This is a genomic window from Ulvibacter litoralis (genome assembly GCF_900102055.1).
Lineage (GTDB): Bacteria > Bacteroidota > Bacteroidia > Flavobacteriales > Flavobacteriaceae > Ulvibacter > Ulvibacter litoralis.
This window is the reverse complement of record NZ_FNBA01000004.1, coordinates 1-20,790: the sequence shown is the minus strand read 5'-3', so window position 1 is coordinate 20,790 and position 20,790 is coordinate 1. Positions and strand designations below refer to the sequence as shown.

The following is a 20,790-nucleotide window of genomic DNA, read 5'->3' as shown; positions in this document are numbered from 1 at the left end:
TAAGAACATGAAAAAAATATCAATATACTTAATAGCGTGTCTTTTCTTAGCATTAAACGCTTGTAAAACAGAAGACGATGTTGTGTTTGTAGCACAAGAAGCAGAAGGATTAGCCTTCACAAATAACTTTTCAGCAGAATATATTTTAACTCCTGCAACCTCTGGAAACTTAGGAGAACGTTTTACGTGGGAATCTGCAGATTTTGGAGAACAAACAAACGTGTCTTACAATTTAATGAAATCATACGCTTCAGATTTTTCTGATCCTTCGTTAATAAACTCAACAACAGGCAATGAACTTTCAATTACCATTGGTGATATGCTTGGGTATGCTGCGGAATTAGGACTAGATTCTGATCCAACAACACCACAACCAAACACAGGACAAGTATTTGTACGTTTAAGTGCTTCTATAGGTACCAATGGCGGTAACGAGGTTTTTTCCGAAGTACAAACACTAACACTTGTTTTAGCTGAAACACAAGTAAATGAAATAAACTGTGACTTAGACCAAGTATGGTTAGTAGGTGCCGCAGTAACATTTGCAGGTTGGGGCTGGGAAACACCTAACAAAGTAGTATGTAACGGAAATGGAGTGTATGCCGGAAACATTAACTTCAACAATGAAGGCGATGCAAACTTTAGATTTTTTACGGTGGAAACAGATTGGGCTTCTGGAAGAAACTACCCGTACTATGTAGATGCTGGGTATACTATTGATCCATTATTTGAAGATTCGTTAGATGGAGACAACAATTTTAAATTTTTAGGAGAAAATGGTCTTTACTTTTTACAAATTGACGACATCAATAAAACCATTACAATGGATGATCCACAACCGCTAGGTGATTGTGAGTTTGATCAATTATGGATCGTTGGTGCAGGTGTTCCAGATGCTGGTTGGGGATGGGAAAGTCCAATTCAAACAATGTGTGATGGTGAAGGAGTCTATTCTGGATTTGTAAACTTCTCTAATGAAGGCGATGCAAACTTTAGATTCTTTACTGTGGAGACAGATTGGGCTTCTGGAAGAAATTTTCCATACTACGTAGACGCAGGCTATACTATAGATGCACGATTTATCGATTCTGAAGATGGAGACAATAACTTTAAATTTATTGGAGACACAGGGGCTTATTTCTTAACTGTAGATGATGTCAATAAAATCATTTCAATAGAGTAAAAAAATTCGATTGCAGTTTTATTACTAATTATTTGTTAAGCAGAAAAGGAGGGTTTTTTAAAAAGTTCCCTCCTTTTTTAATTTTAAAAACTGAAAACCATGAAAAAGATACTTTTACTAACACTGGTATTACTCACCTCAGTTGCTTTAAAAGCGCAGGTACAAAATGCTAATTTTTCAATTTCACCTGCAGCTTTCGATCCTTCAGATGAAATTACAATTACAGTTTCAAATGTAGATCCTGCACTTTGGGGAGAAACTGATATTTATATATGGGCTTGGTATTTCGATTTGGATGATAATCCTGCTGGAGATTCCCCTACTAATGGTGCTTGGACAGACTCTAATGAAATCCAAAAGCTTACAAACAACGGAAACGGAACCTTTTCGTATGTGCTTACCCCTGCTACATTCTATAACGATCCAAATATTGGACGCATGGGAATGCTTATAAAAGCAGATGATGGTAGTGATCAAGGAAATGGCGAACGAAAAACACAAGATTATTACACCGAAGTAGGTACGTTTCAAGTTACCTTAACTTCTCCTGCACAAGCAATCACAGTAGTAGCCTCGGGAGCCACAATTTCAGTTTCAGCTACTTCAACAGTTCCTGCAAACTTCCAATTATTGGCAAACGGAACTTCTGTTGTGACTCAAAATACCGTAAGTTCTTTCAGCAGCAATCAAACCATAACTGCCGACACTTATTTTGAATTAATTACAACAGATCCTGCTTCAGGAGGAAGTGTTACCAAAACATTTAACGTAATTCTCACTCCAAATCCCACCCTTGCTTCTGTTCCTTCAGGAATGATTGACGGTATTAATTTGAACCCTAACAATCCAGACACAGCAACATTAGTATTATATGCTCCAGGTAAAGACTTTGTGCACGCTATTGGAAACTTCAACGGAAACGATTGGCGTCTAACAAATACCTATCTATTGAATAAAGACACTGCAACCAACCGCCATTGGATTACCCTTACGGGCTTAAATAGTGGCGATAGTGATGTTTTGTTTCAATACGTAATAGAAGGCGAAATTGTAGTGGCAGACCCCTACTCTACAGCTATATTAGATCAATACAACGACCCATATATTTCACAAACTACCTTTCCTGATATCCCAAATTATCCTGCAACTAAAACAGAACACGCCATTAGTTGGTTTAAGGTGAATGAAACGCCGTATTCTTGGCAAATCACCAATTTTGAAAAACCAAATCAGGAAGACTTAGTCATCTACGAAATGCTCATTCGCGATTTTGATGCCTTACATAGTTATGACGCTTTAATGGATAGATTGGATTACATTGAAAATTTAAACATTAATGCAATTGAACTGTTACCTATCAACGAGTTTGATGGAAATCTAAGTTGGGGATACAACCCTGCGTTTCATATGGCTATTGATAAGTACTACGGAACTAAAAATGCATTAAAAGCCTTTATTGACGAATGTCATGCCAGAGGAATTGCCGTTATATTAGATGTGGTTTACAATCATGCTACTGGACAAAATCCATACTACAGAATGTGGAACAATTGTAACGGGTGTTATGAAGGTCAAGCAACGTCTGAAAACCCTTTTTTCAATGTAACCGACCCAAATACAGCGTTTCAATTTTTCAACGATATTGACCACGAATCTGCAGCTACACAAACCTATATTGACCGACTTAATCAATTTTGGATCGATGAATATAACATTGATGGGTATCGTTTCGATTTTACAAAAGGCTTTACAAATACTGTAGGCGACGGTGGTAGCTATGATGCTTCTCGTATTGCCATTTTAGAACGTATGTACGACCAGATTCGCGCAACGCAATTAGATTCGTATGTGATTTTAGAGCATTTTGCTCCAAATACAGAAGAAACTGAACTCATTGAACACAGAGCCACCACCAATCCTCAAGAAAAAGGAATGCTGGTGTGGGGAAATCATAATTTCAATTACAATGAAGCCACCATGGGGTATAATGACAACTCCGATTTCTCTTGGATTTCGTATGTAAACAGAGGTTGGGATACGCCTTCTAGCGTTGGATACATGGAAAGTCACGATGAGGAACGATTAAATTTTAAAAATATTACCTACGGAAACAGCAGTGGATCGTATGATGTAAAAGATTTAGAAACAGCGCTAGATCGTCTCGAATTGGCAGGCGCTTTTTATTTTACCATTCCTGGCCCTAAAATGATTTGGCAGTTTGGAGAGTTAGGATACGACTTCAGCATTAATTATTGTGAAGATGGAACTATAGACCCCGATTGTAGAGTTTCTCCAAAACCTATTGCTTGGGATTTAGGCTATGATGGTATTGAAGGTAGATATGACGTTTACTTTGCATGGAGAAAACTCATTGCAATTACCAATGATAATCCAATATTCAATACCGACGATTTCACGATTGATGCCGATGCTACCAATGGCTTGAAAAGAATTCAATTACAAGATCTTAGCGCCACAGGAAATGAAATTAAATATGTAACTATTATAGGAAACTTTGGAGTAGCCACACAAAATAGTATTCCTGGTTTTCAAGAAACAGGAACTTGGCACAATATGCTAACGGGAGAAACCACAACAATAAGTGATGTAAATGCGCCTATAGAGCTTCAACCGGGAGAATTTAGAATGTATTCGAATGAAGCTTCTGTTTTGGAAATACCAGAAACTACAATGACAAACATAAAGTTGTACCCAAATCCAGCTAATACTTCATTTAGATTAAATGAAAATGTTTCAGAAATTTCAATATTTGATAGTACAGGAAAGCAAATAGAACATATTAAAAGTTATTCTCACAATACTGAAATTTATATAAAAAACTATGAGACTGGCATTTATACAATACGTGTCGTATCGAATAGTAAAATTCAGAATTTCAGGTTGTTAAAAATTTAATTTTAAAAATACGTGTAAATACGTATTGGATTGAAGGGAAGTATAAATTAACTTTGAGGTATGAATTAGTGAATGTTCATCGAGTTAAATTTTTTGTGGGGATAAAAAATTTGTTCGTTTAGCAATTAAAATTTACTAAGTTAGGTTTGTTACAAGCGTCTCAATGAAAATTGAGACGTTTTGTTTTATAAAAACTAGCGGCTTCGCCAAAAGGGTTTGTTTTATTTCTTAAAAAAACGTACCTTACTTACATATAGACAGATACATTATCACCTTAAGCGTTTTACGCAACCAAATTAAAAAAAATGTATCTATTCGTTGAACCTTTACTCTTACTGATATGAGAAATGGAATTTTATATGTAGCTCTTTTTGCATTTTTATTTTCTTGCAATAGCAACGATGACGCTACCTCGTCTGAGACAGAATTAATCGGAACTTGGAAATTAGTAGAGAATTATGCAGACCCAGGAGATGGAAGTGGTGACTTTGAAACTGTAGATAGCAACAAAACCATTCAATTTCATAGCGACGGAAGTATCACATCCAATGGATCGCTTTGCGATATGTCAATTCAATCGACTACCCCTACTTCTGGAACCTATTCCTCTACTGATTTTACGATAAACTCGGAAGACTGTACAAATAGCTCGGGCTTTAACATCACATATACTATGAATAACTCATTTTTAACAATTAGTTATCCGTGTATTGAAAGTTGTTTATCAAAATATGTGAAAGTTCAATAAATACAAATTTAAGACAGGAGTATTGTTCTACATTACTCCTTTTTATTTTCCTTTAGTAAATCCTCTAATGTGAGTTTAAAATCTAAATACTCCTCAGGGATTTCTACAAAAGGTTCTAAGCTAAAGCTAAACGGCCGATCGGCCTTAAACACCCAATAATTTCCTTCAACCACACCACTTTCCGTTTTAACATTTTGCTGTGGAATGTAATTAATAGAAAATTCCTTTTTCTCTTCGTTATACCAAATACCCAGTGGTCGCAGCTCACTTTCATTAGAATAAGTAAGTGTTATGTTGGGTTGTATTTTTTGATGAACTGTTTTTATATTAAAACTCTTATTGGTCAAACTATCCAATTCTTTTGCCCAAGATCCTCCTCTTTCTTTCCAATGAGATATGTCGTCCCATTGTTTCATTACAATAGCGGTGTCTTGTGAAGGCTGAATCATAGTAAACAATCCTTCTTGAACTATTTCTATTTGTTGTTTTTCAGGATAGATCGTTACAGTCGTACTATCGGAAGCAATTTGTGCGTTTTCCGTTCCGAAGAAAGATCCTAAGACATAAAATAATATTTTAATTTGCTCCATGGTGAAGGTGTTTCGTGTTTTTAGAGCCCTAAAATAACACTATTTTAATTAGTTTCTTAAAGCGTATGTATAACAACGCTATTATCTTAGTCTTTTAATACTGTAAACTCAATAGAAGAATCGTTAAACACCTTATGCGTTTGTTTTACAAAATCAGTTTCTTTCGCTTCAAAGATGTTTGGAACAAATGTTTGCGGATTTAAATCGATTAATGGAAACCATGTGCTTTGCACCTGTATTTGTAGTTTATGTCCTTTTTTGAAAGTGTGATGTATGTCTTGTAGTTTAATAGTGACCGGCGTCTTTTGATTCGGAACAAATGGTTTTGGAGTACTAAAATCCTCTCTAAAACGTCCGCGCATTACCTCACTACGCACCATCATGTGGTAATTACTCATTTTTAAATACGCCTGTGTTTCTTCATAATCTTCGGCATCTGGAGGATACACATCAATTACTTTTACTACCCAATCGGCATCCGTTCCAGTGGTAGCGACTTGTAATTTTGCCAATATATCACCCGTCATTGTTATGTCTTCGGAAAGTACCGGAGTTTCGAACACTAATACGTCTGGACGACGGGCTGCAAAACGCTGATCGTCGGTCATATACTTTCGTGGCGTGGTTACCATTTTTATATCTTCGGAATACGGAACTGGTTTTTTAGGATCACTTACAAACTCCTCAAAAGTGATGCTTTTATCGGCTGCTTGTGTTAAGCGCTCATTATTCTGAAGCCAAAACGTTTTCTTTTCAGTGTTTTTAGGAGGCCATTCAGTGTAGCTTTTCCATTGTTTCGACCCTGTATCAAACATATAGGCTTCGGGAAGTTTTGAAGCACCTTTTCCATTCTCTTTCAGAAAATTATTAAAAAAGGTAGTCTCTATGTCTTTTTGATAGTTTTCAGAAATAAGATCTCCAAAATAAACATTTCCAATCGCCTGACGTCCTTTGGTACGCGCCCAATCACCGTGACTCCAAGGACCAAAAACAACAGTATTATAGTTTGTACTGGTCTTTTCTATCGTTTTATAAGTTTCAAAAGGACCGTATAAGTCTTCCGCATCAAACAACCCACCAACAACCATTACTGCGGGCTTAATATCTTTTAAATGCTGAATAATTCCGCGAGATTTCCAGAACTCATCATAATTAGGGTGCTCCTTCAGCTGTTGCCAAAACACATTATCCTCTCCGTAGTATTGATCTAAATTTGACAACGGACCTGCATCTAGAAAAAACTGATATTGGTCTTCCGTAGGCATTTTAGTAAATTCATACCAAGGCTCCTTAAGAGGTTTTGTTTTTTCATGTCCAAAGAGCGCAGTAACTCTCCAATAGCTTAGCAAATAAGCTCCATTATGGTGAAAGTCGTCAAAAAAGAAATCCCCAATACACGCTTGAGGCGAAACCGCTTTTAAGGCAGGATGTGAATCTAACAAAGAATAGGTTGCGTAAAAACCAGGATAGGAAATTCCCCAAATCCCAACGTTTCCGTTGTTATTAGGCACATTATTCACCAACCAATCGATACTGTCATAGGTATCGCTCGCTTCGTCAAACTGTGTTCCTTTTTTATTTGGAATATACGCTCGCATATTATCGTACACCCCTTCGCTAGCCCAACGACCACGAACATCTTGGTACACAATAATATTCCCTTCTTTCATTAAGTGCTCATTAGGACCAATTTTTGTTTTAAATTGATCTTCACCATAGGGTCTGCAGCTATACGGTGTTCTTTGGAACAAAATAGGATACTTTTTGGAAGCATCTTTAGGTGCGTAAATAACCGTAAACAATTTTACGCCATCACGCATTGTTATGGTAGTTTCCGTTTTTGTAAAGTTTTCTTTTACATATTCGTCATTTTTTTCTTGCGATAAAACAATAGAAAACGCCATGAAAAAAACAAACGACAAGCTAAATAAGCGAAACGGAAACTTCATATACTTTTATTTAAAATTTTGGACTCCTTCTTTTAACCATGCTTCATAGTCTTCAACATCGGGAGTATATCCTACTGGATCAATTAAATTATTTTCTTTTAAATCCATTAGCACATAGAAAGGTTGTGCATTGGCTTTGTACCTTTTAATTTGAAGGTCACTCCATTTATTACCAATGGTTTTAATTTTTTTACCTGTTTCTTCACTGGTATATTTTTCATCTTCGGAAAGTTCTCGTTTGTCATCAACATACAACGAAATAAGAACAACATCGTTTTTCAAGATTTGCAATACGTTTCCTTTAGGCCACACGTTTTGCTCCATCTTTCTACAATTTACACAAGCCCATCCTGTAAAGTCAATCATAACAGGCTTTCCAACTTCTTTTGCGTAAGCCAGCCCTTTATCATAATCGTTAAAGGCTAAAATATCGTGAGGAGGTAATAAATGGGCTCCGTCGGGTAAATCGCCATGCGCAGCAGCAGTACCGCCTCCTAACTTAGAGAAACCAACTCCGTATGGAGATTCACTATATTCTAATGGTGGTGGAAACGCGCTAATAATATTCAATGGCGCCCCCCATAATCCTGGAATCATATACACCGTAAAAGTCAATACCACTAACCCCAACAACATTCTTCCTACCGAAATATGTGTTAAAGGAGAATCATGCGGCAATTGAATTTTTCCGAAGAGATACAACGCTAAAGCACCAAAAACCGCAATCCAAATTGCAATAAACACTTCTCTTTCTAACAAGTGTGTTTGCATTACTAAATCGGCTTGTGATAAAAATTTGAATGCCAAAGCTAATTCTAAGAAACCTAATACAACTTTCACAGTATTAAGCCATCCACCACTTTTTGGTAATGAATTAAGCCATCCAGGGAACATAGCGAACAATGCAAAAGGCAATGCAATTGCTAAGGAGAAACCTAACATCCCAATTACTGGAGCAAGTCCTCCTTTTGAAGCTGCTTCTACTAATAAGGTTCCTACAATAGGTCCTGTACAAGAAAATGAAACAATGGCAAGTGCTAACGCCATAAAGAAAATACCTACGATACCTCCTTTGTTTGCGTTTTGATCTACTTTATTTGCCCAAGATTGTGGCAATACAATTTCGAAAGCTCCTAAGAATGAAACTGCAAATATTACCAACAACAAGAAGAATATAATATTAAACCAAACATTGGTAGAGAGTGCATTTAATGCATCTGCTCCAAACACCCAAGTAACTAAGGTTCCTAATAATACGTAGATTACAATAATAAAGATTCCGTAAAGAATCGCATTTTTAATTCCTGCAGAACGGTTTTTACTTTGTTTTGTAAAGAAACTAACCGTTAACGGAATCATAGGAAACACACACGGTGTTAGCAATGCTGCAAATCCTGAAAGGAACGCCAAAAAGAAAATGGTCCACATACCACGTGTATCGCTCTTTTTTTCTTTCTTAACCTCTGTAGAAGCGACTGCTTTGTCTCCTCCATCGTCTGAAGCTGCAGCTGCAGTGCTTCCTGGAATTGTAAATTCAAACTCTGAACTCTCAAAAATACATTTTTCGTCATCACACGATTGGTAATCGACAAATGCATTTATGGTATGCAGGTCTTTATTTAAAAGTTTTATTTTTTGAGTAAACGTGGCGCTATTGTAAAAATACGAAAGCTCCATTTCGAAAATTTTATCAAAACTAGAATGTGAAGGCCCTTCAGCTACACCACCAATCAATTCGAAGTCTACATCTTTGTTTTCGAATGTAAACGTAGTTGGAATTGGCCCACCATCGGGAATGTTTTGAGTGTATAAATGCCACTTATCTTCAATACTAGCATTAAATACCAACTCGTAGGTGTCGTCGCCTACTTTATTAATTTCAGAAGACCATTTAACAGGCTCTACAATTTGAGAAAAGCTAGTAATACTAGCAAATAAGGTTAGGAGAATAACTAAAAACTTCTTCATAGACTTGTAATGATTTTAAAAATTTCTTTTGTGTTCGTATCTACTTTAAAGCGATCGTCTTGTCGGTACCCTATAACCCAAACAATTTTGTTGGCGCTACATAATACCCAGACTTTTTCTTTAGCTACCAAAGATAACTTTTCATCTTTAAAAAACTTACTCAATTTCTTTTTTCCTTCCATTCCGAAGGGTTGAAAAACGTCGCCTTCACACCATTTTCGAAGTAACAAGGGGTACTCTAATTTATCGGCATCTACATATATCGTAGTAGGCATACTATTTCCTATCTTTTCGATAGATTTAATTTCGAATAAAAATGGAATCGTTATTTTTTTTTCGTTTTTTGACAGAAAAATTTTATTTATGGCTGTTTTTTCGTCCTTTTTTGACACTTTTTCTGTTAAAAAAAGCACTTTTCTGTCTTTTAAAAGACGATGTGTCTTCGAAAAAACCTGTTTTCCGCTTTGAGCTGTCAGTAAATCTTCAACAGCTTGTAAATCGGTAAAACCAAATGGAAATAACAGCTCGTATAGCAATGCCGGCGTATTGGGCAAGGTGGTTAGTTTTTGAATATCGATGTGGTATCCTTCGGAAACTTCTGTAACTGCAAGGTTGTACACCAAAGACATATAATCTTCAATTAAATGTTGTGCACCTTCTAAGTGTTGCCTTGTTTTCTGAAAGCTTTGTATTAAACCTGGTGCTGCTTCTTTATACTCGGGAAGTACGTTTATTCGCAATTTATTCCGAAGATAATCTGTGCTGGCATTACTACTATCTTCACGCCAATACAAGGTGTGTTTTTTGGCGTACTTTAAAATAGCATCTCTTCCGAAGGACAAAAGAGGACGTACAATAGTATCGTTCACCTCTGGAATCCCCGTAAGACCTCTAAGTCCGCTGCCACGCGAAAGATTAATAAAAAACGTCTCTATATCGTCGTCTGCATGATGTCCTGTTAAAAGATAATCATACTTAGATTCCTTCAGCAACTCGTCAAACCATTGATATCGCAAATCGCGTGCTGCCATCTGTGTAGAAAGTTTATGCTCTTTCGCATATTTTTTCGTGTCGAAGATTTGTGTATGTATTTTACAATCAAGCTTGGCTGCCAAATCTACAACAAAGGCTTCGTCCCCGTCACTATCCGTTCCGCGGAGCGAAAAATTACAATGCGCCAATGCAATATTTAACTGTAAACTGTGTAATAAATGTGTGAGTACCACACTATCCACTCCTCCACTACAGGCGATTAATAGTTTTTTATCTTTCAGAAATGAAAGCTTAGAATCGATATGTTCTGTAAACTTTTGAAGCAAAAAAATATTGATAAAAGATGAATACTAACTCTTGTCGTGCTTCCTACAAACTTAACCAACTTTTTTGGTTTTACAGTGTCTTTTTGAGTCCCTAAACTAGCCTTCTAAAACTTCGCGCATCGCTTTGGCTTTTAACAGGCATTCTTCGTATTCACTTTCGGGAATAGACTTTGCGGTAATAGCGCCTCCTACCGAATAACTCACATAATTTGTTTCAGCATTGTACAAAATACTACGTATAATCACGTTAAAATCGAAATCGCCATTGGGTGTAAAATATCCCACTGCACCACTGTACAATCCGCGTTTTGAGATTTCAAGGTCTTCAATTATTTGCATGGCCGAAACCTTAGGAGCTCCTGTCATACTTCCCATTGGAAAGGTATTTTTTAGTATACGAACAGGAGTGATTTCAGAAGAAACTGTACACGAAATCGTAGAAATCATTTGATGCACCTGCTCAAACGTGTAAATCTTGCACAATTCATTTACAGTAACGCTTCCTTTTTCAGCAATTCTCGAAAGATCATTACGCACCAAATCTGTGATCATTATATTCTCACTGCGTTCCTTAGGATCATTTGCAAGTTGTTCGCGCATTTTTTTGTCTTCGGAAGGATTCGGTAACCGTTTAGCAGTTCCTTTAATAGGTTGTGAGACAATACGATTTCCAACCTTCTGAAGGTAGCGTTCTGGTGAAGCTGAAAGTGCATATTGATCAGATAGCTTTAAAAAGGTGGCAAACGGAGGTTTTGAGATGGCATTCAATTCAAAAAAAGTATGCACTGGATTTATAGAAGCATTTTCAGAATAAAACTCCTGACAAAAGTTAGCTTCGTAAATATCCCCTCTTTTAATATGTTGCAGTACTTCGTTCAATTTTTCGAAATAGGTATCTTTTGAAGTTCGAAGTCTTATTTTGATGGGTTCCGACTGTTTTTTAAGCGCTTCAGAAGGATCGAAATCTAGAATTTCTTCCCAGTCACTGTCTAACTCATCATCGACCATCGCCAAATATTGTAACGTCACTTCCGTTTCAGAAAATAAAAAAATCTTTTTAGGCTGAAAGAAATAAAGGTCGGCGAAATGAAGCGCGTCAAAATTCTGAGAACTTAGATGTTCTACATCATTTTTTAAATCGTAGGTAAGGTAGCCAAACAACCAATCTTTGGTGGTTTGTTGGTATTCGTTTAATTTTTCAAAAGCAGTATAATAATCCGTTTTAATTGCTGTAAAAGCATCGACGGCAAGAATTGCTTTGTAATGACTGTGCTCTTGTGGATAGTTATTAGAATCTAACCAGACTACCTCGTCATACTGTTGCGCCCAAGAAAGAAGTTGGGTTTTAAAAGTTTCGGACAATTGAAATGTAAGCGTTTTTGTTTTCCTCATTCCGAGTACTACTTTTTAACCGTTTTAATTAATCGCAAAATTAAGGTAATTTAATGACCTCTCCATACTGCAAACAAGATCCTTTAAAAAGAGACATGCTTATAGAAATCTATTAACCTAAAAACGCTTATTTTGACTAACTCACCGGCCAAATAACGCATTTCACCGACACTTAAGAGCATTAAACGTCAATTAAATAGGCATTTTCCTACATAAATAATGTTCTTTATCGATACAAACAATACTTTAAACGAATATCCTGATAATATTCATTAAGTTGCTTGTAGGAAACTTATTTATTGACATAAATTTGCACCGAAGATAACCCCAAATTATCGCCTACTATTTATGAAAATTATTACCTACACATTAACACTCTTTTTAGTATTAACGGCTAGCTTCCTACAAGCTCAAGTTGGTATTGGAAATTCAAGTCCAGAAAGCACATTAGACATTAGTGCCTCTAATGCTTCATCTCCTTCGAATAAAGATGGTATTCTAATCCCAAGAATTAATGCATTCCCTACAACAAACCCTGGTTCAGAACAAAATGGGATGTTGGTTTTCTTAACCACTGCCATTGGAACTGACGATGTTGGTTTTTACTATTGGGACAACCCTAATACAAGATGGGTTGGTATTGGTGCTGAAGAATGGAAATTTGGTACAAACGCTACAGGAGACAAATTAATTTATGCGACACGCGCTAAATTAACTGGAACAGATATGGTGATTACTGATGATGGTCGTATTGGTTTTGGTACGAGTGACCCGATTGAACGTTTTGAGTTTAAAGGTCCTGGAGATAACGACATACAAATTACAAGTGCGAACCCAAATCCTCCAAACCTTATATTTTACAATACAGGAGGATCATTAGCTGCGCCTACTAATTTAGCGAACAATGGAGAAATTGGAGCGTTAATTGTAAAAACACACGACGGAAACAATATTGTTGAAAACGGTGGTTTCCGATTTTATATGGACGGAATTGCAACCCCAGGAAGCTCTCCATCAAAATTTGTTATTACTACAACACCTCAAGGTTCTAACACACAACAACAGCGTATTTCTGTACGAAGTAATGGTAATGTAGGTTTTTCTGAACAAAATCCTACGGCAACCCTTCATGTAAGAGCAGGAACAGCAAGTGCAAATTCAGCTCCTTTAAAATTTACAAGTGGAACTAAATTAGCAACTCCTGAAGCTGGTGCCATGGAATATGATGGAAATCGTCTTTACTTTACGCCTGAATCAAATATTAGACAAGTGCTTTTAAAAGGATATGAGCAAACTGCAACTTTAAATTTTCCTAATATTGGGAATAAAGATTCAGAAGACTTAACTGTTAGTGTACCTGGTGCTAGTATGGGAGACAACTGTTCCTGTTCTCCTTATGGAGGACTTGAAGTTGGTCTTGTTTGGAATTGTTTTATTAACGCATCAAATAAAGTAACAATTCGTGTAACAAATATAAAAGGAGGAAACATCAACCCTTCTAGTAGAAATTGGAAAGTATCTGTATATAATTAAGTAAGTGTATAAATAGTACAACCCACACCCCTGCACCCCGCAACAAAAAAAAGACTGATGAAATTTCATCAGTCTTTTTTTGCATTTGTACCATGCTGATTATAAGTAAGACTCCTAAATACTGGAGGAATCAATTTACCGAATGCCATAGCAACGATACACTCATAATACTTCATAAAAAAACCATCCATTAAAACGGATGGTTTTTTAAAACATTATTTTATTATCTCTTAAACGTGTAACGCTCTGTCTTCTGTTGCAGCTAAGGCTGCTTCTTTAACAGCTTCTGCATACGTTGGATGTGCATGACTCATTCTCGCAATATCTTCAGCACTAGCTCTAAATTCCATTGCTGTAACTCCTTCTGCGATAAGATCGGCAACACGTGCTCCTACCATATGTACTCCTAATACTTCGTCCGTTTCTTTATCGGCTAGTATTTTTACGAATCCGTCAGTATCTCCACTGGCGCGAGATCTCCCTAAGGCACGCATTGGAAATTGTCCTACTTTATACGCCATTCCTGCTTCCTTCAATTGCTCTTCCGTTTTACCAACAGAAGCAACTTCTGGCCATGTGTACACAACCCCTGGGATTAAGTTATAATCGATATGTGGTTTTTGTCCTGCAATGGTTTCAGCAACAAAAACACCTTCTTCTTCAGCTTTGTGCGCCAACATTGCTCCTTTAATTACATCTCCAATAGCATAAATGTTTGAAATATTGGTTTGTAAATGCTCATTTACAGCTACTTTTCCTCTTTCAGTAACTTTTACACCTGCATTGTCAAGACCTAGTCCGTCAGTATAAGGACGACGTCCTACAGAAACCAAACAGTAATCTCCAGTAAAACTTACTTCATTTCCTTTTTTATCGGTTGCCGTAACATTTACTTCTTTTCCTTTTCTTGAAACTGCTGAAACTTTATGAGAAAGGAAAAACTTAACGCCTTGCTTCTTCATCACTTTTGTAAGCTCTTTACTTTGCGAACCATCCATTGTAGGGATAATTCGATCCATAAATTCTATTACTGAAACCTCAGCACCCAAACGACGGTATACTTGCCCCAGTTCTAATCCAATTACACCACCACCAATTACAATTAAATGTTTTGGTATTTCTGAAAGCGTTAATGCTTCCGTAGATGTAATCACTCTTTCTTTATCTAATGTTATAAATGGAAGTGTAGAAGGTTTACTACCGGTCGCTATAATGGTATGTGTAGCTTCAATTGTTTCTTCTCCTTTTTCCGAAGTAATCACAACATGCGTAGCATCTTTAAAAGAACCTACTCCTGTAAAAACATCCACTTTATTTTTGTTCATCAAAAAGTCGATTCCTTTAGTTGTTTGTTCAACAACAGAAGCTTTACGCTCGATCATCTTTTTGAAGTTTATTTTTACTTCTCCCGGAATATCAATTCCGTGCGCTTCAAAATGTTTTATTGCATCTTCGTAGTGGTGCGACGAATCTAATAATGCTTTACTTGGGATACACCCAACATTAAGACACGTACCTCCAAGGGTATTATATTTTTCTATAATTGCTGTTTTTAATCCTAATTGAGCGCAACGGATTGCCGCTACATATCCACCAGGACCTGAACCTATTATTGCAACATCGTATTTTGACATATTCTTTGTAGTTTAAAATGCTATTACAAAGGTACAATACTGTTTTAAAGTTTAAAAGTTTCGCGCACTAGAAGTTTGCAAGAAAAAAAGGTTTCTTTAATTAAACGGGGCTGTGTTATTTACTGCTTGTGTTTACTGTCTCTAACAAAAGGGTAAGTTGTTCTTGTTGTTGCGCTATAATCTGCTTTAAATTTTCAATTTCTGAAGTAAGTTCTTCAACCTGATTTAAAGTTGTGTTATTAATTTCTACTTCGGAAGAAACCATAGATCTAGGAGCTGTAGGAGTTACCCAACTTAATTGTCCTGCACCGTCAGTTTGCATTACTTGTCCCGCGGTTCCATCTGAAGCTGGTAAAATATAACTATTGGCTGCAGTGGTTCCAATTGAAACATTTCCAAGAAAATAAGCAGCATACGACACACCCGTTAATCTTTCTACGTTGGAGTATATACCGTATAAATCTCCCCCTGTAGTCCCGGAAGAATTAGAATCTTGTATATGAATATAACTGCCATATTTAGGCCCTGTTCCTATACCCGACATCGTAGTATAACTTCCATAATGATTGCCATTACCATTATTTCCTATATTTGAAAAATTAGCATAATATCGACCATCGCCTTCTCCATTCATAGATGTATTTACACCAAATCTATCCCCAGATCCATCATTAATAAAACTATTATTTAATCCAAATTGAGTTCCGGGTGAGGCTCCAAAAAAATTGTTATGAAATCCGTAAAAAGTAGCGTCCACACTGGTAAAAAAATCATTTTGAACTCCATAATTAGTCCCCGTTTTATTGCCGGTAAAGGTGTTATTCATGCCCCATACCCTACCTGCTCCATTTACAGACAATATATTATAAATGGCAAATTTTCTTTCGTCACCATTCCCCGATAAGCTATTTACAACTCCAAAATGCAAATCGTCTCCATTACCACTTACATTGTTATAGAGTCCATATTTACGACTATTGGTATTTCCCGATAAAGATGTATACACTCCATATTGCTCTCCATCTCCTCCTTTAGTATTATTTAACCTTATACCATATTGATTTCCATCTCCATCATTATTCATAGTAATTAACCCTCCATACATAGTATCATCACCTGGTGTATCAACATTTATGTTCAATGCTCTAGTACTTGTAACTGTATTAAGACTTAACGGGTATAGCGCATCGGAATCTCCTATGGCCACGTTTCCATTTGTGTATATATCGTCGTCGATAGAGGTTGGTGCATTTGTTGTATTTTCTACAAACCAATCGGCATCGCTCCTTCCTGGGGTTGCTCCATTCAGTTTTTCCCATACAGCACCATTAAAAAAATAAAATCCGACACCGGCTCCTCCAACAATTGCAGTATTCGTATTATAAAGTAACATGCCTTCTGAAACTGCATTGACACCATCAATCATAGTATTAGAAATAGCATCCAATGAAACTCTTGGAATTAAAATTCCTTTATCTGTGGCGGTAACGTCTAAAACGGATGCGGGATCTGGAGTTATAGTACCAATACCCACTTGCGCTATTGCAAATGAGCTAATAAAAAACATTAGGATACTGCTATATAAGGAAAATACTTTCATCATTTAAAATTTAGAAAGTAGGGTTCTTGTTTCCTGTAGAAAAGGGAACACAAAAATAGAAATACTAGCTACTCATAAAAAATATATTTTTTGTTTTCCGAAGAAAAGATGCTTTTCAATCAACAAAACACTTATTGACAGCTATTTATTCATTGATTCTATAAAAAATCTTCACTTCTTTTTACCGTATATTAATTGCCGTTGTATTTTTTACTTCACTAATACTAAAAGAGCTCTGCGTACTTCCAATATGCTGAATGGTCGTTAATTTAGTCACCATAAAATTTCGAAATTGGTCCATATCGCCCACAATTACTTTTAATAAATAATCATATTCACCACTCACATGAAAACACTCTAATACCTCTTCTAGTTTTTTCACCTCACTTTCAAATTTTGTAAGATACTCTTTGGTATGTTGTGCTAATTTAATTTGGCAAAACACCACGAATTTTAACCCGATCTTTTCTTTATTTACTACGGAAACATACTGCTTGATAATACCTTCTCGTTCCAGTTTTTTAATCCGTTCGTAAACAGCTGTTACTGAAAGGTTCAATTTGGAAGAAAGTTCTTTGTTGGTTTGTTTACAGTCTTGCTGTAAAAAAGTAAGCAGTTTTTTATCAATAGCATCTAAAGTCATTGCTGAAAATTTTTCTATAAAGCATAAACTTATGAAATTGATTTCGGATAAAAAAACTAAACAAACACAATTTAACCGATTTATATTCTAAAAATTATCGTTTCAGTTGAAATATAATTTACTTCACTCTACTTTTGATACAGTACTTACACGGATCTTTCCGAAACACTAAAACCTTTAAAACAACAGTTTCAAATTAAATCAAATTATAAAATGAGCAACAATAAAAAATTTAATCCAGCGAATAGCATTCAGGATTTACAATATTTTGGAGAGTTTGGAGGCGTGAATCCTTCTATATCAGATTCATCAACCTACACCTTTCTTTCAGCAAAAACAATGTTCGATACTTTTGAAGGGAATGCAGACGGCTGTTATTTATACTCACGACATACTACACCTTCGAACCTATACTTAGGAGAAGCATTAGCTGCAATGGAAGGGACCGAAACCGCCAATGTTGCCGCGAGCGGAATGGGTGCCATATCGCCTACTATTTTACAGTTTTGTCAAGCGGGGGATCATATTATTTCAAGTAGAACCATTTACGGAGGTACGTACGCCTTCTTAAAAAACTTCACCCCTAGATTAGGAATAGACACAACGTTTGTCGATATCACAAAACTAGATCTTGTAGAAGCTGCTATCACAAAAGACACTAAAATAATTTTCTGTGAATGTGTGAGTAATCCGCTGTTAGAGATTGCCGACATTGAAGGCTTGTCTAAAATTGCAAAAAAACACGGGATTCAATTATTGGTCGATAATACTTTTTCTCCTTTAACCATTTCTCCTGCGAAGTTAGGCGCCGATGTTGTACTACATAGTTTGACAAAATTCATCAACGGAAGCAGCGATACAATGGGTGGTGTTGTATGTGGATCGCAAGAATTAATTGACTCACTTCGGAATGTAAACGATGGCGCCTGTATGCTTCTAGGAGCTTCTATGGACAGTTTGCGTGCCGCTTCTATTCTGAAAAACATGAGGACGCTTCACATACGAATGAAGCAACACAGCCACAATGCACTTTATTTAGCTACAAAATTTGAAACAGATGGTTTACAAACTGTGTATCCAGGATTAGCGTCACATCCAGGTCATGAATTATTCAAAAGAATGATGAATAAAGACTACGGATTTGGAGGAATGCTAACCATCGATGCAGGGAGCTTAGACAAAGCCAACGAACTTATGGAATTAATGCAAGAGCGAAATCTTGGTTACTTAGCGGTAAGTTTAGGGTTTTACAAAACCTTATTTAGCGCGCCGGGTTCTTCAACCTCTTCAGAAATACCAGAAGAAGAACAAAAAGAAATGGGACTAAGCGATGGATTGATTCGTTTCTCTATTGGTTTAGACGACGATATTGAACGTACCTACCAAATGATGAAAAGCTGTATGAAAGAACTAAGAATTCTTTAAAGTACCACGTTTAATAAATAAAAAAAGCCGTCTATTTTTAAAAATAGACGGCTTTTACTTTTTATGCTACAGCTTCAATAGCTTCTATTACATTCAATTCAATCAAGAGGTCTGCCTTAAATGGACCTTCTATATCGAGAAAAGCCTTTTCTAAAAAATGAATGTCAAAAAATAAAAAATCAAGTTTCATGTTTTTTCTTTATACCATTTAATCTTTCAAAATTCGTTCAGTTAGGCTCCCTGCTTCTGTAATGACTTCTACAAAGTACATAGCGCTGTTTAATTCTGAAAGATTTAGTTCCGTTGTATTGCTATTTAAATCAGAAGTATTTAGAACCACTCTCCCGCTTAAATCAAAAATCCTAACGCTTGTGATCGTTGTTTTTGGTGATACGATATTTAGAACACCTTGTGTCGGATTAGGATAAATAGCTACTTCTTTTAATACAGGATTATTAGTTCCTAAAATTACTTCTGGTACAAACTGAAGCACAAATCGATTGTCGTAAATTCCTTTTTCACTCATAAAAGTGTAGTTGGCTTCACTTAGGTTTGTTATCACATCTTCTAAGGTATCAATCAAGTATACCGTTGCAGTTCCTAAGTTGATCCCTTCTATATTTTGAATAGAAATCGTATAATCTATTTTCTCATCAATTAAAGAAGCAAAACCCATTGAGATTTTTTTGTTTTCTTCAAATACACCTCTTGCTTGAATTCCTAACACATCGGTTCCATCATCTAAATGAGAATATAATGACACATTAGTTGCCAATCGTTTGGCATCATACCCTTCATCAAATCCATCTGTTGCTTGATCTAAAAAACCAATTAGAGCAGTACTTTTTAAATCGTATCCATCACTTTCTACTTGTAGCCAAATACGATCTAAGTTTTGATTGCGAGGCATTGCATTACCTGTTGTTCTTCGCATTGCGTTGTTAAAAGTAATCGATACGGGTCCGCCTGCCGAAGATACCTTCACTCCAAATCCTTGTCCTGTAGAAATCATCCCATTTGGAACTGTGCTAGAATCAGATCCTGCAGCGGCAGTTCCACCAGTTAAATTAAAAATTGAAATATCTTCCATAGTATAATTAAGTCCAAAAGGTCCTGGAAGTCCTGCATTAGGAGACGTTACGTGTTCCCAAAAATATACAGCATCTACACCCCCTGAATTTGTAGTTATAAAATCGGTGGCTGAAATTGCAGAGGCATATGGATTCGCTAGTATACTTGGACTTGAATTCTGATTTCCATTGTATCCTGCTGAATAATTTATAACACCATTATTTAAAGTTCCTGTATTAAAATTCAAATTTAAGGGAGCTGGAGGTCCCGTTAGATCACGCATTACCATATACCCTTCTCCTAGATTGATAGGTCCGTTTTCTAATACTGGCCAATCATTTCCTGTTTCATCTACCCAATTCCCAGCACCTGGAGATCCATCACCAACTTCTGTATTCGGACTAAACTCTTCCGTTAAGTGATTACGCACACGAAGGGCATTTTCGAATACATGTGCTCTAGTTTCGGAAGACATCGGACTTCCAAGCAGCACAAAATCACGACCATTTAAATCTGGCGTATCTACATAAACATTAATTGTTCCGTTATTGGTTACTGTAGCAGCATCCTCAATTTGCACTACGCTGGCAATTTGCGCAACATTTAGCGTTCCATTTACTGTAATATCATTAACGACACTTAAAAAATCATCAGCACCGATGGTTAACCTTGTCGAGGCATCAACGGTGACTTCACAGGCGGTGATACTTCCGCCGTCGGTGGTAGTATCATAGTCGTCTGAAATGACAACATGATCAGTAGCGGTAGGATTACCAGCTGGATTCCAATTAGAACCATCCCAAGTTTTTACAGCACATG

General features: G+C 36.4%; 15 protein-coding genes. 5 read left to right on the top strand and 10 right to left on the bottom strand.

Annotation, left to right across the window (positions count from 1 at the left end; translation table 11 throughout):
* Positions 1–7 precede the first annotated feature (7 nt).
* The 3 genes from BLQ00_RS12650 (at position 8) to BLQ00_RS12640 (ending at position 4,847) form a co-directional block, all read left to right on the top strand.
* Positions 8–1,183 (top strand): SusE domain-containing protein, encoded by a 1,176-nt coding sequence (locus BLQ00_RS12650; protein ID WP_093144685.1) that lies wholly within the window; start codon positions 8–10, stop codon positions 1,181–1,183.
* Positions 1,184–1,282: 99 nt separating this feature from the next.
* Entirely contained in the window at positions 1,283–4,099 is a 2,817-nt protein-coding gene (locus BLQ00_RS12645) for an alpha-amylase family glycosyl hydrolase (protein ID WP_093144684.1), read from the top strand.
* Between the two features lie 340 nt (positions 4,100–4,439).
* The gene (locus tag BLQ00_RS12640; RefSeq protein ID WP_093144683.1) at positions 4,440–4,847 is read left to right on the top strand and encodes a lipocalin family protein; all 408 of its coding nucleotides are present in this window, start codon (positions 4,440–4,442) and stop codon (positions 4,845–4,847) included.
* 32 nt (positions 4,848–4,879) lie between these two features.
* Here the strand turns inward: BLQ00_RS12640 and BLQ00_RS12635 are convergent, their stop codons facing one another.
* The 5 genes from BLQ00_RS12635 to pabB form a co-directional block, all read right to left on the bottom strand.
* On the bottom strand, positions 4,880–5,437 hold the full coding sequence (locus BLQ00_RS12635) for a hypothetical protein (protein WP_093144682.1): 558 nt from the start codon (positions 5,435–5,437) through the stop codon (positions 4,880–4,882).
* An 86-nt stretch (positions 5,438–5,523) separates the two neighbouring features.
* Positions 5,524–7,386, bottom strand: a complete 1,863-nt coding sequence (locus BLQ00_RS12630; RefSeq protein WP_093144681.1) for a CocE/NonD family hydrolase — start codon at positions 7,384–7,386, stop codon at positions 5,524–5,526.
* Positions 7,387–7,392: 6 nt separating this feature from the next.
* Entirely contained in the window at positions 7,393–9,354 is a 1,962-nt protein-coding gene (locus BLQ00_RS12625; protein WP_093144680.1) for a protein-disulfide reductase DsbD family protein, read from the bottom strand.
* Positions 9,351–10,673 (bottom strand): tRNA lysidine(34) synthetase TilS, encoded by a 1,323-nt coding sequence (tilS, locus tag BLQ00_RS12620; protein ID WP_093144679.1) that lies wholly within the window; start codon positions 10,671–10,673, stop codon positions 9,351–9,353. The genes BLQ00_RS12625 and tilS overlap by 4 nt, the downstream gene beginning before the upstream one ends.
* Positions 10,674–10,769: 96 nt before the next feature.
* The gene (gene pabB / locus BLQ00_RS12615; RefSeq protein ID WP_093144678.1) at positions 10,770–12,065 is read right to left on the bottom strand and encodes an aminodeoxychorismate synthase component I; all 1,296 of its coding nucleotides are present in this window, start codon (positions 12,063–12,065) and stop codon (positions 10,770–10,772) included.
* 348 nt (positions 12,066–12,413) lie between these two features.
* On the opposite strand from pabB, the gene BLQ00_RS12610 reads away from it, so the two are divergent.
* Complete coding sequence (locus BLQ00_RS12610; protein WP_093144677.1) at positions 12,414–13,598, top strand: hypothetical protein; 1,185 nt, start codon at positions 12,414–12,416, stop codon at positions 13,596–13,598.
* 230 nt (positions 13,599–13,828) lie between these two features.
* Here the strand turns inward: BLQ00_RS12610 and lpdA are convergent, their stop codons facing one another.
* The 3 genes from lpdA to BLQ00_RS12595 all read right to left on the bottom strand — a co-directional run bounded on the left by lpdA (position 13,829) and on the right by BLQ00_RS12595 (position 17,475).
* On the bottom strand, positions 13,829–15,232 hold the full coding sequence (lpdA, locus tag BLQ00_RS12605; protein ID WP_093144676.1) for a dihydrolipoyl dehydrogenase: 1,404 nt from the start codon (positions 15,230–15,232) through the stop codon (positions 13,829–13,831).
* Between the two features lie 115 nt (positions 15,233–15,347).
* A complete protein-coding gene (locus BLQ00_RS12600; RefSeq protein ID WP_175445450.1) occupies positions 15,348–16,835 on the bottom strand; it encodes a hypothetical protein in 1,488 nt (495 codons plus the stop codon).
* Positions 16,836–17,013: 178 nt separating this feature from the next.
* Positions 17,014–17,475, bottom strand: a complete 462-nt coding sequence (locus BLQ00_RS12595) for an Lrp/AsnC family transcriptional regulator (protein ID WP_093144674.1) — start codon at positions 17,473–17,475, stop codon at positions 17,014–17,016.
* A gap of 213 nt (positions 17,476–17,688) precedes the next feature.
* On the opposite strand from BLQ00_RS12595, the gene BLQ00_RS12590 reads away from it, so the two are divergent.
* Positions 17,689–18,900 (top strand): aminotransferase class I/II-fold pyridoxal phosphate-dependent enzyme, encoded by a 1,212-nt coding sequence (locus BLQ00_RS12590; RefSeq protein ID WP_093144673.1) that lies wholly within the window; start codon positions 17,689–17,691, stop codon positions 18,898–18,900.
* 61 nt (positions 18,901–18,961) lie between these two features.
* On the opposite strand, the gene BLQ00_RS17870 is transcribed toward BLQ00_RS12590, so the two are convergent.
* Both BLQ00_RS17870 and BLQ00_RS12585 read right to left on the bottom strand, forming a co-directional pair.
* Entirely contained in the window at positions 18,962–19,090 is a 129-nt protein-coding gene (locus BLQ00_RS17870) for a hypothetical protein (RefSeq protein WP_262891370.1), read from the bottom strand.
* A gap of 18 nt (positions 19,091–19,108) precedes the next feature.
* On the bottom strand, positions 19,109–20,790 hold a 1,682-nt coding region (locus BLQ00_RS12585; RefSeq protein WP_093144672.1), incomplete at its 5' end, for a T9SS type A sorting domain-containing protein.

Coding starts and splice junctions, on each gene's coding strand:
- lpdA (WP_093144676.1), bottom strand. CDS start 15,232: ATGTCAAAATACGATGTTGCAATAATAGGTTCAGGTCCTGGTGGATAT.
- BLQ00_RS12625 (WP_093144680.1), bottom strand. CDS start 9,354: ATGAAGAAGTTTTTAGTTATTCTCCTAACCTTATTTGCTAGTATTACT.
- BLQ00_RS12635 (WP_093144682.1), bottom strand. CDS start 5,437: ATGGAGCAAATTAAAATATTATTTTATGTCTTAGGATCTTTCTTCGGA.
- BLQ00_RS12600 (WP_175445450.1), bottom strand. CDS start 16,835: ATGATGAAAGTATTTTCCTTATATAGCAGTATCCTAATGTTTTTTATT.
- BLQ00_RS12590 (WP_093144673.1), top strand. CDS start 17,689: ATGAGCAACAATAAAAAATTTAATCCAGCGAATAGCATTCAGGATTTA.
- BLQ00_RS17870 (WP_262891370.1), bottom strand. CDS start 19,090: ATGAAACTTGATTTTTTATTTTTTGACATTCATTTTTTAGAAAAGGCT.
- pabB (WP_093144678.1), bottom strand. CDS start 12,065: ATGAGGAAAACAAAAACGCTTACATTTCAATTGTCCGAAACTTTTAAA.
- BLQ00_RS12610 (WP_093144677.1), top strand. CDS start 12,414: ATGAAAATTATTACCTACACATTAACACTCTTTTTAGTATTAACGGCT.
- BLQ00_RS12650 (WP_093144685.1), top strand. CDS start 8: ATGAAAAAAATATCAATATACTTAATAGCGTGTCTTTTCTTAGCATTA.
- BLQ00_RS12645 (WP_093144684.1), top strand. CDS start 1,283: ATGAAAAAGATACTTTTACTAACACTGGTATTACTCACCTCAGTTGCT.
- BLQ00_RS12640 (WP_093144683.1), top strand. CDS start 4,440: ATGAGAAATGGAATTTTATATGTAGCTCTTTTTGCATTTTTATTTTCT.
- BLQ00_RS12630 (WP_093144681.1), bottom strand. CDS start 7,386: ATGAAGTTTCCGTTTCGCTTATTTAGCTTGTCGTTTGTTTTTTTCATG.
- BLQ00_RS12595 (WP_093144674.1), bottom strand. CDS start 17,475: ATGACTTTAGATGCTATTGATAAAAAACTGCTTACTTTTTTACAGCAA.